Annotated in this window: 12 protein-coding genes and 4 pseudogenes; 7 read left to right on the top strand and 9 right to left on the bottom strand. The window is 53.2% G+C overall.

The window, feature by feature from the left end:
- Nucleotides 1-355: 355 nt before the first annotated feature.
- Nucleotides 356-979, bottom strand: a complete 624-nt coding sequence (locus AYY17_RS11870) for a recombinase family protein (RefSeq protein ID WP_003155741.1) — start codon at nucleotides 977-979, stop codon at nucleotides 356-358.
- Nucleotides 980-1,040: 61 nt separating this feature from the next.
- On the bottom strand, nucleotides 1,041-2,147 hold the full coding sequence (locus AYY17_RS11865) for a TniQ family protein (RefSeq protein WP_053515549.1): 1,107 nt from the start codon (nucleotides 2,145-2,147) through the stop codon (nucleotides 1,041-1,043).
- A gap of 120 nt (nucleotides 2,148-2,267) precedes the next feature.
- Here AYY17_RS11865 and AYY17_RS11860 point away from each other — a divergent pair, with 120 nt between their 5' ends.
- Nucleotides 2,268-5,183 (top strand): Tn3-like element IS1071 family transposase, encoded by a 2,916-nt coding sequence (locus AYY17_RS11860; RefSeq protein WP_015061186.1) that lies wholly within the window; start codon nucleotides 2,268-2,270, stop codon nucleotides 5,181-5,183.
- A gap of 143 nt (nucleotides 5,184-5,326) precedes the next feature.
- Here AYY17_RS11860 and AYY17_RS21290 read toward each other — a convergent pair.
- From AYY17_RS21290 to AYY17_RS22780, 6 genes and pseudogenes are all read right to left on the bottom strand, one after another.
- Nucleotides 5,327-5,467, bottom strand: a pseudogene (locus AYY17_RS21290) (TniQ family protein); the annotation flags it as partial.
- The gene (locus AYY17_RS11855; RefSeq protein ID WP_459562074.1) at nucleotides 5,464-6,192 is read right to left on the bottom strand and encodes a TniB family NTP-binding protein; all 729 of its coding nucleotides are present in this window, start codon (nucleotides 6,190-6,192) and stop codon (nucleotides 5,464-5,466) included. The pseudogene AYY17_RS21290 and the gene AYY17_RS11855, both read right to left, overlap by 4 nt.
- A 41-nt stretch (nucleotides 6,193-6,233) precedes the next feature.
- Nucleotides 6,234-6,374, bottom strand: a complete 141-nt coding sequence (locus AYY17_RS22790; protein WP_459562073.1) for a hypothetical protein — start codon at nucleotides 6,372-6,374, stop codon at nucleotides 6,234-6,236.
- A 2-nt stretch (nucleotides 6,375-6,376) separates the two neighbouring features.
- On the bottom strand, nucleotides 6,377-7,813 hold the full coding sequence (locus tag AYY17_RS11850) for a transposase (protein ID WP_459562072.1): 1,437 nt from the start codon (nucleotides 7,811-7,813) through the stop codon (nucleotides 6,377-6,379).
- Between the two features lie 88 nt (nucleotides 7,814-7,901).
- Nucleotides 7,902-8,057: pseudogene (locus AYY17_RS22785) on the bottom strand (hypothetical protein); the annotation flags it as partial.
- Nucleotides 8,058-8,131: 74 nt separating this feature from the next.
- Nucleotides 8,132-8,197: pseudogene (locus AYY17_RS22780) on the bottom strand (EAL domain-containing protein); the annotation flags it as partial.
- Nucleotides 8,198-8,362: 165 nt separating this feature from the next.
- Between AYY17_RS22780 and AYY17_RS11840 the strand changes: the two are divergent.
- The 3 genes from AYY17_RS11840 to umuC all read left to right on the top strand — a co-directional run bounded on the left by AYY17_RS11840 (nucleotide 8,363) and on the right by umuC (nucleotide 12,077).
- Complete coding sequence (locus AYY17_RS11840) at nucleotides 8,363-9,940, top strand: methyl-accepting chemotaxis protein (protein ID WP_067423937.1); 1,578 nt, start codon at nucleotides 8,363-8,365, stop codon at nucleotides 9,938-9,940.
- A gap of 455 nt (nucleotides 9,941-10,395) precedes the next feature.
- A complete protein-coding gene (gene umuD / locus AYY17_RS11835) occupies nucleotides 10,396-10,812 on the top strand; it encodes a translesion error-prone DNA polymerase V autoproteolytic subunit (RefSeq protein WP_067423934.1) in 417 nt (138 codons plus the stop codon).
- The gene (gene umuC / locus AYY17_RS11830) at nucleotides 10,812-12,077 is read left to right on the top strand and encodes a translesion error-prone DNA polymerase V subunit UmuC (RefSeq protein ID WP_067423932.1); all 1,266 of its coding nucleotides are present in this window, start codon (nucleotides 10,812-10,814) and stop codon (nucleotides 12,075-12,077) included. Before umuD ends, umuC begins: the two co-directional genes overlap by 1 nt.
- Before the next feature lie 112 nt (nucleotides 12,078-12,189).
- Here umuC and AYY17_RS11825 read toward each other — a convergent pair whose 3' ends face one another.
- Nucleotides 12,190-12,429, bottom strand: a complete 240-nt coding sequence (locus tag AYY17_RS11825) for a DNA polymerase III subunit theta (RefSeq protein ID WP_011039682.1) — start codon at nucleotides 12,427-12,429, stop codon at nucleotides 12,190-12,192.
- 586 nt (nucleotides 12,430-13,015) lie between these two features.
- On the opposite strand from AYY17_RS11825, the gene AYY17_RS11820 reads away from it, so the two are divergent.
- The 3 genes and pseudogenes from AYY17_RS11820 to AYY17_RS11810 all read left to right on the top strand — a co-directional run.
- Complete coding sequence (locus AYY17_RS11820) at nucleotides 13,016-14,035, top strand: iron-containing redox enzyme family protein (protein WP_067423930.1); 1,020 nt, start codon at nucleotides 13,016-13,018, stop codon at nucleotides 14,033-14,035.
- Between the two features lie 41 nt (nucleotides 14,036-14,076).
- Nucleotides 14,077-14,757: a DMT family transporter gene (locus AYY17_RS11815; RefSeq protein WP_082981380.1), complete on the top strand. Its 681-nt coding sequence runs from the start codon at nucleotides 14,077-14,079 to the stop codon at nucleotides 14,755-14,757.
- Nucleotides 14,738-14,989, top strand: a pseudogene (locus tag AYY17_RS11810) (transposase); the annotation flags it as partial. The gene AYY17_RS11815 and the pseudogene AYY17_RS11810, both read left to right, overlap by 20 nt.
- Nucleotides 14,990-15,062 lie beyond the last annotated feature (73 nt).

Raw genomic sequence — 15,062 nt, 5'->3', positions numbered from 1 at the left:
AACCTCGCGATTAAGCCCTTGCCATTCGCTAGTAGTTAACGTTAAATAACAGTATGTTATTTAAACGGTGACCTTCCTACAGAGGACTTTCACCTCATTAGTTCATGCCCATGCTGGGCGTACACAAGTCGTTGCAGCACCGCTCCAGCACTTCGTGCCTGCGCTGGACAGTTTTTAAGTCGCGGCTTTATGGTTTTGCTGCGCAAAAGTATTCCATAAAATCACAACTTAAAAACTGCCGCTGAACTCGGCGTTGAACGACAGCTTTCCCAAAAGCTCTACGGCTGCTCTGGGTCGACACCGGTAATCGGATCGTTGCCGCACTGAACAGCGCCCCGTTCCAGGTCGCCTCCATTTATGCGGCTGAACCGAGGGAGAGCAGCTTTACGCCGTCTGGCCGCAGTTCGCCCTTGGGCGACACGTGCCGGTAGAGCGTCTGCCGGGTAATCCCGAGTTCTTCGCAGAGATCGCCCACCTTGGTTTCCGGTTGCCCCATGCTGGCCATCGCCAGGCGTAGCTTGGCGGCGGTCATCTTGAAGGGGCGCCCCCCTTTCCTGCCGCGAGCGCGCGCCGAGATAAGTCCAGCGACTGTTCGCTCGGAAATCAACTCACGCTCGAACTCGGCCAGCGCGGCAAAAATACCGAACACAAGCTTGCCGGCGGCAGTCGTCGTGTCGACCGCCGCACCGTGACCGGTCAGGACCTTCAGGCCCACGCTACGCGCAGTTAGGTCGTGCACGGTGTTGATCAGGTGGCGCAGATCACGGCCAAGCCGATCGAGCTTCCACACGATCAGCGTGTCCCCTTCACGAAGCGCCTTCAGGCAAGCAGCCAACCCTGGGCGATCATCGCGCCTGCCCGAGGCCAGATCCTCGTAAAGGTGCGCAAGGCTCACACCAGCGGCGATGAGCGCATCGCGTTGCAAATTGGTGGACTGGGATCCGTCCGCCTTCGATACCCGCATGTAGCCGATCAGCACCTTTTCACCCGTCACGTATACGTTCGATTATGTGACAGTGTGAGCCGGAAAGCTCTATCCGTCAAAATTTGTCACTTAACCCGTCATTTTGTTTAAGACATGCAAAGGGTGCATCAGGCAGGTAATGTGACAGAAATTCCGGCGGGATGCCTTCCTTCACGAAGGTGGCGCGCAACCGTTCCAAGGAAGCGGGATCGCGCCGACCATAGGAAGCCAACGCGAACAGCGAGCGTGCCGTCTCGGGGTTGTGTCGCGCTTCAATGATGGCCTCGTCGATGGCCTGGACTGCACGCTGCCAGTGATTGATGGGCTCGGGCTTCGGCGCTTTCGTCGGCAGGCCACTGGTGAACCCGGTTTGGGGCTCGGACCAGAATAGCTTTGCCTGCTCGCCTGGCGGGCTGATGTCCCTCACCTCAATCAAGCTGATTGCCGTTGCCGCCGCCTCCAGCATCTGTAACCGTACTATCGGATTCAGGGTTTCATACGGTCGCCACAGACTTTGCCCAGCACGCAGCGGATGCCCGCAGCCTTCCCAGACTTGGCGGGGATACCCCGCGCAGGTTCCGCACGCGGAAAGCGGGGTGTTCAGCTCATCGAGCAGCGTGCGAAGAAGTCGAAACCACAATCCGGCGTGGATGCGTCGGCGCGGCAGCTCCACGTGACCGGTTGTCAGTGCCTGCCAGGTACGCTGGTCCATCGCCGCAATCGCGTCGCTGGCGGTGCGCGGTTCGGCGTCGGCGTTCTCCCAGCCGAGAAACCGCCCTGGCACGCCCCAATAGGATTCCAGCCAGCAGCCATGCAGCGGGCAGCTCAGCATCAGGGGCAGCTTCCACGCGAGCAGTACGGCTTGGTTCTCCGGATCGCTCAGGCAGAGCGGACAGGCGCGGTTTATCGGCTGGCTGGGCAGCCAGGCACGCCAGCTCGTGATGGATCGCGTCTTACGGCGGAGTCTTGGCAGCAACACCGAGAGCTGAAACGCATAGGTTTCCAAGGCGTCTGGAATCTGGTCATCAAGGCTGTCCAGTAGCCAAGGCACCCATCCGGCGAAACTCATACAGCGCAGCCGGTCCAGCTCGATGCCGCTCCGCTGGGAAAGCAACGCCAGCAGCGAGAGTGGTGGCGCGGTGTCCAGGTCATCGACCTGGGGTCTCCTCGTTTTCAGTGCAATAAGTGACGGTACGCAAAGCTAGCACTGGCGCGGGGGTGGTCTGGGTAGACCGTTGATTTCATTGACTTTCCTGTTCGCTTTGTAAACGGGTATGGTGGCCTCCCACTTTTGAGGTTCACGATGCAGGGTTGGCACACAACGTTTTTGGGGATGCGTGGGCTCCCCCGCGATATCAGCGACTTCGAGATGAAGGCATTTTTCACCTTCGATGGTGCCGAGCGCGACGCAATCAATGCACGCCGAGGTGATTCCCACAAGCTTGGTCTGGCGCTCCATATTGGTTTCCTGCGCATGAGTGGGCGTTTGCTCGGTGCCTTTCGGGTAATTCCAGTAGCCTTGTGGCGCCACCTTGGCAACGAGCTTGGCATTGCAGCACCAGAAGTCGCCTCGCTGAGAGCCATGTATGAACGCGGGCGCACGCTATTCGATCACCAACAAGTAGCCTGCACGGTCCTTGGATTCCAGTGGATGAGCGAGCACCAGCGCCGCTCACTGGTACGTGAACTGCGCGACGAAGTGGCGCGCTGCGCCGACCGCGATCAGCTACTCGTGCGGGCGCGTCAATGGCTGTACAAGAACAAGCTGGTGATCGTGCACGAGCGGGCAATTCGGACACTGATTGCGGCGGCACTTGCCCAGCTTGAAGTTGAAACAGGCACCGCCATCGCCGCCAGCGTTGATCCAGCAACACTTGATCGCTGGCGAGCCTCAGTTTCAGAGCTGCGCCCAGATGGACAAACCCAGCAGAGTTGGCTATGGGCTGCACCGGCGAAACACTCAACCCGCCAAATCAGCGAGGTACTGGAGCGCATCGACCTGCTTTACACGCTGGACGTTCATAAGCACCTGGCAGACATCCCCGATCTCATCTTGCGCCGCTACGCGCGCCGACTTGTCTCCAGGCCGCCCTCAGCCGGAGCCAAGATCAAAGAGCCAGCGCGCACCGTGGAGGTCGCATGCTTTCTTCGGTATTGCCTGTTCACCACCACAGACCAGTTGATCCTTATGGTGCAGCGCCGGATCGCCGATCTGTGGCGTCAGGCTGCCGCCGATGTCCCCGCTACCGTCAATTGGGCCGCAATGTACAAAACGCTGCTCGGCGAACTTGTTGCCTTGAGCGCGCAAGGTGCGGTGCCAGATGCTGAGTTGCGTGCCCGTCTTGAAGCCTTGATCACCGAAACCCAGAAACGCAAACCACCGAGCAGGGCCTCCCTGGTCCGCGAGGGATTGATTGATGGAATTCGCCCCGTGCGGTCGTTGCTCGTCGCCATTGCAAAGCTGCCCTGGCAGGCCACCGGCGAGCATCCTGCCATCGAGTACCTTGCCAAGCTGCAAGCTTTATATCTCAAAGGATCCAGAAAGCTGCCAGTTGAAGTGGTGGCACCAAGTCTGGGAATGATCTGGCAGGTTTCGATCTCCAGCCCAGACCGGGAACGGGCGTTTCAGGCGTTGGAGGTGGCCACCCTGTTTGCCCTGCGCCGCGCGGTGCGCAATGGCTCGGTCTGGATTGAGCACAGCCTGAGCTTTCGGGGTCGTGCGCGCTTGTTCTTCACGGACGAGCGTTGGCAGGCAGAGTCCAAGAAACACTATGCCCGTCTATCGTTACCCAGCAAGGCTGCCACTTTCTTGAAGCCTTTGCTGGCCAGAGTAACTGCCGGTGTCGATGCGGTGGCCGCTGCAGCCCGCAGTGGCGTACTGCGCGTGGATGATGAACTCCATTTGTCGCCATTGCCCGCAGAGGACGAAGACCCAGAAGTGACCAAGCTGCGCGCGGCTTTGGATCACCGCATCGGTGAGGTTCAATTGCCGGAAGTGATTCTGGCCGTTGACGCCCAGGTGCGCTTTAGCTGGATCATGCTCGGACGTGAGCCGCGCTCTACCGACGAGCTGCTGATGGTCTATGCCGGCATCATGGCCCACGGCACCAGTCTGACTGCGGTCGAATGCGCGCGCATGATTCCGCAATTGTCTGCCACCAGCATTCGCCAGGCCATGCGCTGGGCGCGGGACGAACGGCGTCTGAGCCAGGCCTGCCAGGCTGTGCTGGAATTCATGCAGCGACACCCGATTGCCGCCACCTGGGGGCGGTCCGATTTGGCATCTTCTGACATGATGAGCATGGAGACCACCAAACGGGTGTGGCAAGCCCGGCTTGATCCTCGGCGCAACACACCTTCCATTGGAATCTACTCCCATGTAAAAGACCGGTGGGGCATCTTCCATGCGCAGCCCTTTGTGCTCAATGAGCGCCAGGCGGGCGTGGCCATTGAAGGTGTCATCCGCCAAGAAAAGCTGGAGACCAGCCAGCTTGCTGTGGATACCCATGGCTACACCGACTTTGCCATGTCACATGCCCGTTTGCTTGGTTTTGATCTTTGCCCGCGGTTGAAGGAACTCAAACAGCGCCACCTCTTTGTGCCACGCGGCACCAAAGTGCCCGCAGAAATCGCTGCGGTGTGCGAAGCCAATGTCGACGTCGCTTTGATCGAAAAGCATTGGGATAGTCTGGTGCACCTGGCAGCCTCGGTCATGAGCGGACATGCCAGTGCGGTGGCAGCTCTTGCGCGGTTCGGTTCTGCCGCCCAGGGCGATCCAATCTATGAGGCTGGCGTGCAATTGGGGCGGTTGCTGCGTACGGCGTTTTTGGCTGACTACTTTGTCAAGGACGCTTTCAGGAACGAGTTGCGCCGGGTGCTCAATCGGGGCGAGGCTGTTAACGCCCTCAAGCGCGCCATTTATACCGGCCGGATCAGCCCGGCGCAGGCCAAACGTGTCGATGAAATGCAGGCTGTGGCCGATGCGTTGAGCCTGATGGCCAACATCGTGATGGCGTGGAATACCTCACAGATGCAGGCGGTCCTGGATCGCTGGTCGAACCGCCGCCAGGTCATTCCACCGGAACTGATCGAGAAGATTGCGCCCACCAGGCTGGAGAGCATCAACTTGCGGGGTGTGTTTCGCTTCCCGGTTGACCGCTATGCTGACCAAATCCTGCCTTCGCGGCCAAATGCATCGATAACTGGCACCAATGGATGAAACCGACCACGGTTTGACGCCACGAATCGCAGATTTGAAAGTGAACAGGAAAGTCAATGAAATCAACGATCTACCAACACCACCTCCGCGCCAGTGCTAGCTTTTCGTACCGTCACTTATTGCACTGAAAACGAGGAGACCCCGACCTGGCCGTGACCAAGATCGTGCTCCAGCAGGTCGGGCTCCTCCATGTGATAGCAAAGGGCCACGCGGTTGAGCCATGAGGACAGCGCCTCGCCTTCTTTCGGGGCGGGATGCAGCGGCCAGCGCGGCGCAGGCTTCACATCAGTTCCCGCTCGAATTGCCGCCGCCGCTCGCTGGGTCCGGTGTAAACGGCCATGCTGAGTGTGCGATGGTTGATCGCTTCCTCGCCGCTCTCCACGGCGACGATGGCCGCCGCCATCAGCAAGTGCGCCAGTTCCCCTATGGTGCCCTCGCTGCGTGTGAGCAGGTAGCGAGCCATGTCCAGCGTGGCAATTGGGGAAGGCCGGCGCAGCGGGAGCGAAGCGGCGAAGCTGGCCAGCAGTGAGCAGCAATCGTCGTTGGCCTCCCATACCGGCAGCATCATCGGCTCGAAGCGATTTTCCAACTGGTCATCGGAGCGGATGGCTAGGTAGGCGTCGCGCGTGCCTACCCCAACCAACGGGATGCGCAGTTCGTTGCCGAGGAAGCGCAGCAGGTTGAGGAATTCCCGGCGGTTGACGCTGTTGCCGGCCAGCACGTTGTGCAGCTCGTCGATCACCAGCATGCGCACGCCGACCTTGCGCAGCAGTGCCAGAGCCAGTTGCTCCATTTCCGGCAACCGTGGGCGTGGGCGCAGCGGCGCGCCCATCGCGGCGAGCAGCGCGACGTAGAAGCGGATCACGGACGGCTCGGACGGCATCTGCACGACCAACACCGGGATGTGCTCCTGGTCGGCGTCGGAGCTGGCCGGGTGGGTGCGGCGGAACTTCTCGACGATCATCGACTTGCCATTGTTGGTCGGGCCAACCAGCAGCAGGTTGGGCATGCGTTGCTTGTTTGGCCACGCATAAAGGGCTTCCAGCCGGTTCAGCGCCTCGACTGCGCCGCCGGATAGCCGATCCAGCGGTCGGCGCGAAGGCGCTGGATGCGCTCGTCCGCCGGAAGACGGGCCAAGCCCTGGGCCGCCGGCAGCAGGTGGGACAGGTCGATGATGGGATATTCGTCCACGGCTACCACTCCTCAATCTGGTCGAACGGTTTGGCGGGTGGCAAGTTGTCTGCCTGCGGGTCGGCAATATCCGTATCCGGCGGAACGGGCTTGTCCGGCCGAGCTGATGTCTTGAGGTGCTGGCGGCGATCCGCGTCACGCCGCGCCTTGCGTGTGGCCTTCTGCGCGCTGGTCACAATCTCACGCATCTGGCCGATCATGCGGAACAGCGCCGACTCATCCACCTGTTCGCGCCCTTGCTGCCGCAGTTTCGCCAGCGCCTGCCGTTGTTCCCAGAGGGTGACAGCCGGATGCGACAAGGTACGGTAGGGAATTTCCAGGTAATGCTGTCCCTCCGGTTCCAGGACCCAGATACGGCTGATGTCGCGCGGATCGCGCCGGATCAGAAAGGACGGCCAGCGTTCACGCCGCGCAATCCACGGCTTGAGCGCATCGGCGTAGTAGTGGATGTGGTCGATGACAAAGCCGGTGCGGGTCAGCGTGCGCCGGAGGATCGGCAGAAAATCGACCAGGAACGAAGTAGCGCGTGTGACGACGGCCGGTACGCCGACACGCGCCACGGCCTCGGCCCAGCGCGCGGCCGGCGGTTGGAGCAGGCCGTTGTGCACCGAACCGTGGTAGGTGCCGACCGCCAATGTGAGCCAGCGCTCTAGCTCGCGCAGCGTCAGGGCGGCCTTGTTTTCGGAATCGTAGTCGCCGCGCTGGTCAGGGTTGGAGAAGGTCGTTCCCGGCAGTTCGTCGTGAATCATCTGCATCGCCGTGCCGATGATCCGTTCCACGATGCCGCCATAGTGCGGCTGTCCCAGCGGGCGATAGTCCAGCCGGATGCCATGCTGCTCGCAACCCCGGCGCAGGGCCTCGCTCTTGAACTCGGCCGCGTTGTCTAGGTAGAGCAGCAAGGGCTTGCCGCTCATCTGCCAATCCATTTCCACGTTCAGTCCTTCCAGCCAAGGGCGCTTGTCGCAGGCGACATGCACGAGGCACAGGCCAACCGAAACGGCAGACGGCGCTTCCAGCGTGACGACCATGCCGAGCACGCAGCGGGTGAACACGTCGATGGCGAGGGTCAGGTACGGGCGGCCAATAGGTTGCCGGTCGCGGTCATCGACCACGATCAGGTCGATGACGGTATGGTCTATCTGCACCTGCTCCAGCGGCGCGGTCACGGCAGGAGGCTCGCCGCCCACACCTTGTAGGTCACGAGCGGCATCCTGGCCTTCCCGCCGGCGGATGACCTTGCGCGGGTCAAGGCTAGCGATCCGTAAGGCCACGGTATTGCGCGCCGGCACTCGCAGTTTTTGAGCCTTGCACACCTGAGTGACTTCGCGGTGAAAGGCCGCTAGGCTGCGCTTCTGCTTGGTCAGGAACCGCTTTTGCAGTAGCTCGTGATGACGCCGCTGCGACCGGTTCCGGCAAGCGCCCCTTACCTTTACCTCCACCGGACTGGCCGGGCACCAGATCCGTCACGAGGCCGCTGCCTTGCCGGGCACGCCGGATCAGAACGTATACCTGGCGCCGAGACAAGCCCAGCGCCTGAGCCGCCATATCGGCCGCTTCGTGCCCGACCGTCTCCGACTGCGCCAACGGACTGATGATCTCCGCACGACGGCGCGCACGCTCCCAAGCCTCATCAGGCAGAGTGGCCACGCCTTGTTCTGGAATCCGTGGGGTGTCCGTCGCCATGCTCACCTCGCTTTGGTGCACACGAGTATTGAGCATAGTCGAGATTGGTGCAGATCACTTCTGATATTGAACTGTCAGGAGCTGGCTGCACAACAGCCATTACGCCCAATCAACTGGTGCAGTCGTCTTCTGAAAATGACAGCCCTGCTTGACATCAAGTTAGGGTATAGCCTAGATTGACATGCGCGATGCAACCCTTAACTTGCTTGCACCTATCGTTTCCATGCTAGCTTTATCGTAACGCTAAAGAAATTGGGCTTAATGCCGAACACAATAAAATAAAACAGCCAACCCTTGAGGCTCTTATGCGCCAGAATTTACCAGTGACGGGTCGAAACTTAGAACTCCCAAAAGATGCCAATATTCTTTCGACTACCTCCCCTCAAAGCCATATCACGTACGTTAATCCTGACTTCATTAAAATCAGTGGTTTCACTGAGGAAGAACTATTAGGCCAGCCTCACAACATCGTAAGACACCCAAATATGCCGCCTGCTGCATTTGAGCATATGTGGAGTACATTAAAATCTGGCCGCTCATGGATGGGGCTAATAAAAAATCGCTGTAAAAATGGCGACCACTATTGGGTAAGTGCTTATGTAACGCCAATAGCTAAGAATGGTTCGATTGTTGAATACCAGTCTGTAAGGACCAAGCCTGAACCTGAGCAGGTTTTGGCTGCGGAAAAATTATATGCTCAATTGAGAAGCGGGAAGGCCGCGAGGCCGAAATTGGCTGCTAGCTTTTCCGTGAAAATACTCTTGCTCATATGGGGTAGTATTATATCAAGCGCAATGGCTGCCGGCATGCTTACTGATACATCAATAAGCAGCTTATTGTTAGCCACTTTAATGTCAGGAAGCTTAAGCTCTGTTAGTGTTTTGGCTATTCTCTCTCCTCTTGGAAGACTGGTTGAAAGAGCCAGGAATATTTCCAATAACCCATTAAGTCAATCCCTCTACACTGGGCGCACCGATGAGTTTGGCCAAATAGAGTTTGCTTTACGAATGATGCAAGCTGAAACAGGCGCCGTAGTAGGTCGCATAGGTGATGCATCAAATCGGCTTAGCGAACACACCCGAGGCCTACTAAAGGATATTGAGTCAAGCAATCTACTTACAGTTGAGCAGCAGGCAGAGACAGATCAAATAGCAACGGCAGTAAACCAAATGGCGGCAAGCATTCAAGAGGTTGCGAGCAATGCACAGCATGCTGCAGATGCGGCCGTAAGAGCAGACACTGAGACGGCATCTGGCCAGCGTCTGGTAGCCCACACAAGCCAGTCAATCACTGCCCTTGAAGGTGAAATTAGGCAAGCCGCTCAGGTTATTCATGAGCTTGAAGGTCAAAGTAACGAGATATCAAAAGTTCTTGACGTTATACGAGGGATCGCCGAGCAAACGAATTTGTTGGCACTCAACGCAGCAATTGAGGCCGCGCGTGCTGGTGAGCAGGGGCGTGGTTTTGCTGTTGTCGCCGATGAGGTTCGCAGTCTTGCTGCTCGCACCCAGCAATCGACAACGGATATTCAAAGCATGATCAGCGCTCTACAAGAGCGAGCGCAATCCGCTGTTACAGTCATGGAGCAAAGTAGTCGGCAAGCGCACACGAGTGTAGCTCACGCAGAGGAAGCAGCTACAGCTCTTGATGGAATTGGCCAACGTGTTAACGAAATTACCGACATGAACTCGCAAATAGCGACTGCGGTCGAGCAGCAGGGAGCAGTAAGTGAAGACATCAACCGCAGTATTAACAATATACGCGATGCTGCTGATACCAATGTACAGACCGGGCAGAATAATTTGCAAAGTATGAAATCTGTCGCTCAGTTAACTAGCGCTCTGAGCGAACTGGCAAAACAGTTTTGGGAAAAACGAGGATAACGCTTTTCAGTATCTCGACAGGGATAACTTACTTTACCATCGGTTATCCCTTTTAGCCGCACAAATTTTAGCCATGGCTTTTCAGGAAGTCAGGGCTATCAGAATGGCCTTAGAAAGCCTAGTCAAAGAGCTGTCACGAGAACACCGTTAGCTTAGCGTACGATTTTTTCCGAATTCTGCGGTTCCCCCTAATGGTAGCAGGCAGGCAGAAGTTCGTGAGAGCACTGGTTATATTGGTTGGTATTCCGTGTATTTTACTCGCAATCATCACCGGCTATCACCCACCGGAAGGATATCAGGGCAGTATTTCAGGCTTTGTGGTGGGCGGGGTTATAATACTTCTGCATCGTGAGTATGTTCATTACCAAAATACCATCAAAAAATAGTTACTAGACAATCATTCGCCTCTGAATAATAATACTGTATATATTTACAGTATCAAAGAAGGTGGCGTTATGCATTTTTCATTATGTGAATTACCAGCGGGCATAAAACTGCCTTTTTTCGAGGCTCTAATCCCCGCAGGATTCCCGTCCCCAGCCTCGGATTATTCAAAAAATAACATAGACTTAAATGAATTATTAATAACACATCCGGCAGGAAGCTATTTCTTGAGAGTGTCTGGTACATCCATGATTGATGCCAACATCAGTGATGGAGATATCGTTATCGTCGATAGCAGTCTTCAGGCCAATGATGGAAATATTGTCATCGCTTCTATTGATGGTGAATTTACAGTGAAACAACTCCAAAAAACACCATTTCCAGCACTCATTCCGATGAACCCTGACTTTTCACCGATCCCAATCCCGTCCGGTTCAGAGTTTAATCTTTTTGGTGTAGTGACGTACATAATTCACAAGGCATTGTGATGCTGTGTCTCGCAGATATTAATTCGTTCTACTGTTCGTGTGAGGCGGCATTTAACCCACGGCTTGCAGGTTTACCTATCGTTGTGTTGGCAAATAATGATCACATTGTCATATCGCGCTCAAAAGAAGCAAAAGCCCTGGGCATCAAAATGGGGGCGCTGTACTTTGAGAATATCAACTTCTTTAAATATCATAATGTTCAGGTGTTTAGTTCAAATTATTCGCTTTATCAAAACGTGTCTGACCGTGTTATGTCTGTATTAGCTGGCTTCTCAATCGGTATGGAAGTGTATTCAATTGATGAGGCCTTTCTAACTGTGCCGGACAGAATACCTAACTCAAGCCTTGAAGATTTTGGTCGCGCGATACAGCAAGACATATTACAGATCACTCACGTCCCGGTAGGCGTAGGCTTTGGCCCCACAAAAACGCTCGCAAAACTGGCTAATCACGCGGCTAAGTCCTGGTCAAAAACGGGCGGGGTGGTGGATTTGAGCCAAAAAACGCGACAAAGAAAATTGATGGCGTTATTACCGGTGGGTGATGTGTGGGGAGTTGGAAGGCGCATCGCCGCGAAGTTAAAGGTCATGGGTATTCATACCATTTTAGACTTGGCCGACGCTGATATTGCGATGATCAGAAAAACCTTTGGGGTTGTTGTTGAAAGGACCGTGCGGGAGCTTAACGGGGACGCTTGTATCGAATTGGAGGAAGTCCGGAAAGTTAAGGAGCAGATCATCTCGTCTAAATCGTTCGGTAAGAAAGTTGAGCGGTATGATGATATGCACCAGGCGGTATGCAGCTACGCTGAGCGAGCTAGCATGAAGTTAAGAGAAGAAGACCAGCTGTGCAGTGTGGTCTCCGTGTTTGTGAGTACCAGCCACTATTCTCCCGGCTCAATGTACAGCAATCGTGCCATCGAGCGCTTGGTGTATCCCAGCGCCGATACGCGGGATATTATCAATGCCGCAGTCAGGGCGTTGAATGCAATTTGGCGAGACGGCCACCAGTATCACAAAGCCGGAATTATGTTGTCGGACTTCACCGATTCCAAGATAACTCAGTTCGATTTATTTAATGAAGTACAGCCATTCAAAAGAAGTGAAGAGCTCATGCGAATGCTGGATGACATGAACCGGTCGGGAAAATTCAACATTGGCTTTGCAGGAAAGGGTTGCGATCCTACCTGGCAAATGAGGCGGGGAATGTTGTCTCCTGAATACACAACAAACGTCAACGAGATCCCTATTGCTAAGGTGCGTTGAAAGGGTGCTTGCAAATGCTAAAACCAGAATGATTCAAGCGCCTACAACCATAATAACAGGCTTTCACTTATCACAAATATTTGATTTTATTAATTATCACAATAAATATGTCCTAAACTTTTGGATCTAATACCTCATAATAACCAGGCCCTGGTAGGTTTTCTGATTGCTTTCGATAATGCGTCAGTCTCTCTCGAAAATATTTTCTAAGATGTTCAGGTTGTTCTTGCTCCACTTGCACATCAAGCACCTGCTTATTCAATCTTTCCTTATATGCAACACCTGATGCAGCAAGATCTACGTTAACCTTGTCCATTTTTTCTTTTGGTAAATCCGCCAGATTGTGTCCCATGACTTTCCTAACATTCAACTCTCGATTTGTCGATCATAGATACCTTTAAAAATAAATCCATGCATATTGAATAATAACGTGACGATAGATGTTGATTTAGAGGTTCCAGAAAATTCTGAACAAAATGAAATCCCAACTCAAAAAAAAGCCAAATGTTAAAATTGTTAACGCGATACGCATAATCATCATTATGTTAAACGTGACTTAATAACGCATTGTTTTATATAGGTTATTTCTGTACATTCCTTTGTTGGGAGACCAAAAAAAGTCAGCATTTCCTTCAAATGGACTTCGGTGTTAATAACCTGCAAAACAGGGGCTCATTGTCATGTCGTCATTATCGGAGCCGTGTCGTTCAAACATCGTCACCAGTGGTAGTTTGTTCATGATTCTTAAACATGTACGCAAGGTTCTCTGGCAGATATGCACTATGTTGACAGAAGTGACGGATTTACAAGTCTTTTTGTCACGAAATGCAGTAAGGAGTATCAAATGTTAGACCTACCGATCGAAAGCGCACATTTCGCCACTAAAGTCCTGTAGTGTCTGTTTAGACTGCCTTTTCCTGATACTTGATGAGGTTTCTATGTTTAGCAATAAGGAAGTAATATCATCTTTTGAAGGTGACAGTTACGGGTTTACACAACACCTTACTTTCTACATCAACAATCACGATCTGACTCTGTCTCAAGGACTCACTGAAGACATTGACGGCATCCTATCCGATGCATATGACAAATCCATGCCGGAAGCACTGAAAGTAGTGCAAAACGCGCTGTTCATGATTTACCAAATTAACCTCTGTTATCCCTTATCAATTCCCGCGTCACTTCAGCATGACGAAGTGATATCTGTAATCAGGCGAAAAATTGAAGCCAAGTGGCTGTCTGCTGAGTTCGCAGGCCACACCAGTAACTGTTGGCAAGACGACAATTTTGCAGAATTCCTCGTCAATGTCTGGCAAGGGCACGCAGCATCCCATCATCCATTATTCGAATATCTGGAAAAAGATGCCACGGCTGAGCAACTCTATTTATTTCTCAAAAGCGATAGCGCTCTGAACCTGATTTTCTTCGACCTGGTTTCTCACACGCTGATTGGTGCGATGCCGGAGACTAGAGGCACTATCAGTGAAAATATCTGGGATGAAATTGGACATGGTGATAACTACTTCACGCACGTAAACCTCTACAAAAACGTCCTTGAAAGGCAAGGTATTCAATTACCGGAAAACCACTACATCGACCTGTATGGTGCTGATGCACTTACAGGGCATAACGCATTCCTGCTGGGTTGTGTGAATCGAAGCCATTACTACAAGCTGTTAGGTGTCATGGCAATGACTGAGTTGCTCGATCCACCGCAATACTCTAAGTTAATCAAAGGGTGTTCTCGACTAGGCCTGACTGACCGTGACTTCCACTACTATTCGGAGCACATCACGATCGATGTTAAACATGGCGAAGATTGGCTGTATAAAGTAATTAAAGTTATTACAGATCAGCACCCTGATTCCAAAAAAGAGTTTTACTTAGGAAGTATCTTAAGGCTTCAAACAGCTGAACGATATTACGACAATCTTTTATCACAAATTAAAAAGATTTAACCTATAATAACAAGTGGCCGAAAGGCCACTTTGGATAACGAATGGCATATTTATTACTAACATTAGCCGCTATTTTCTGGGGCGGTAATTACGTGGCAGGACATTTACTGGTTGGCTATATCGACCCTTACCTGCTGAGTATTCTACGATGGGGATTTACATCGCTGTTAATGTTCTCTCTGTATTGGAGGGTGATACGAAAAGACTGGCACCTACTTACAGAGAACCTAGCAATAAACTCTCTGTTTTCATTATTAGGCCAAGTAAGCTTCCCACTGACGCTCTATATCGGCTTGCAGTACACAAGTTCACTTAATGCCGCAATATACATTTCCGCCACCCCCTGCTTGGTTCTGATCATTAACTTCCTATTCTTCAAAGAGCATATTTCGAAACGAAACGTGATTGGGGCCGTTGTCAGCACTATTGGAGTTATTTATCTAGCCCTCTCTGATGTCAATGGCGAGTCACAGTTTGCATCGTTCGGAGTTGGAGATGTACTGACTATCATTTCCGCACTCAGCTGGGCATTTTATTGCGCCTTGTTACGCAAGAAAGATAAACGCATTACGCATACCTCCTTGGTCAGTTTCTGCTCGCTGATAGGAACTGTTTGTAGTGGCATAGTTAATTTGGTCACCAAGTCAGAGGTGATATCATCACCTCATAAACAGATAGGTGACATTTATGACAAAACGTATAAGACGGCTTTTCAGTGCTGAATTCAAACTTGAAGCGGCTCAATTGGTTCTTGACCAAAACTATTCCGTGGTCGACGCCGCCAACGCTATGGGCGTAGGTAAATCAACGATGGACAAATGGGTTCGGCAACTCAAGCTAGAACGCAAAGGTATTTCACCGAAAGCGTCACCCATGACGCCTGAGCAAGTTGAAATTCGCGAATTAAAAAAGAAAATCGCGCAACTTGAAGAGCATAATGAGATCTTAAAAAAACTGCCTACATTTCGCGATATCCCCCATCTGACTAGAAACATAGAAAGATCTATACTCTAAATTAACCGGATAG

It is taken from the genome of Morganella psychrotolerans (assembly GCF_001676055.1).
Classification (GTDB): Bacteria; Pseudomonadota; Gammaproteobacteria; order Enterobacterales; family Enterobacteriaceae; genus Morganella; species Morganella psychrotolerans_B.
Note: the sequence above shows the minus strand (reverse complement) of the source record. Positions and strands in the feature narration are given on the sequence as shown.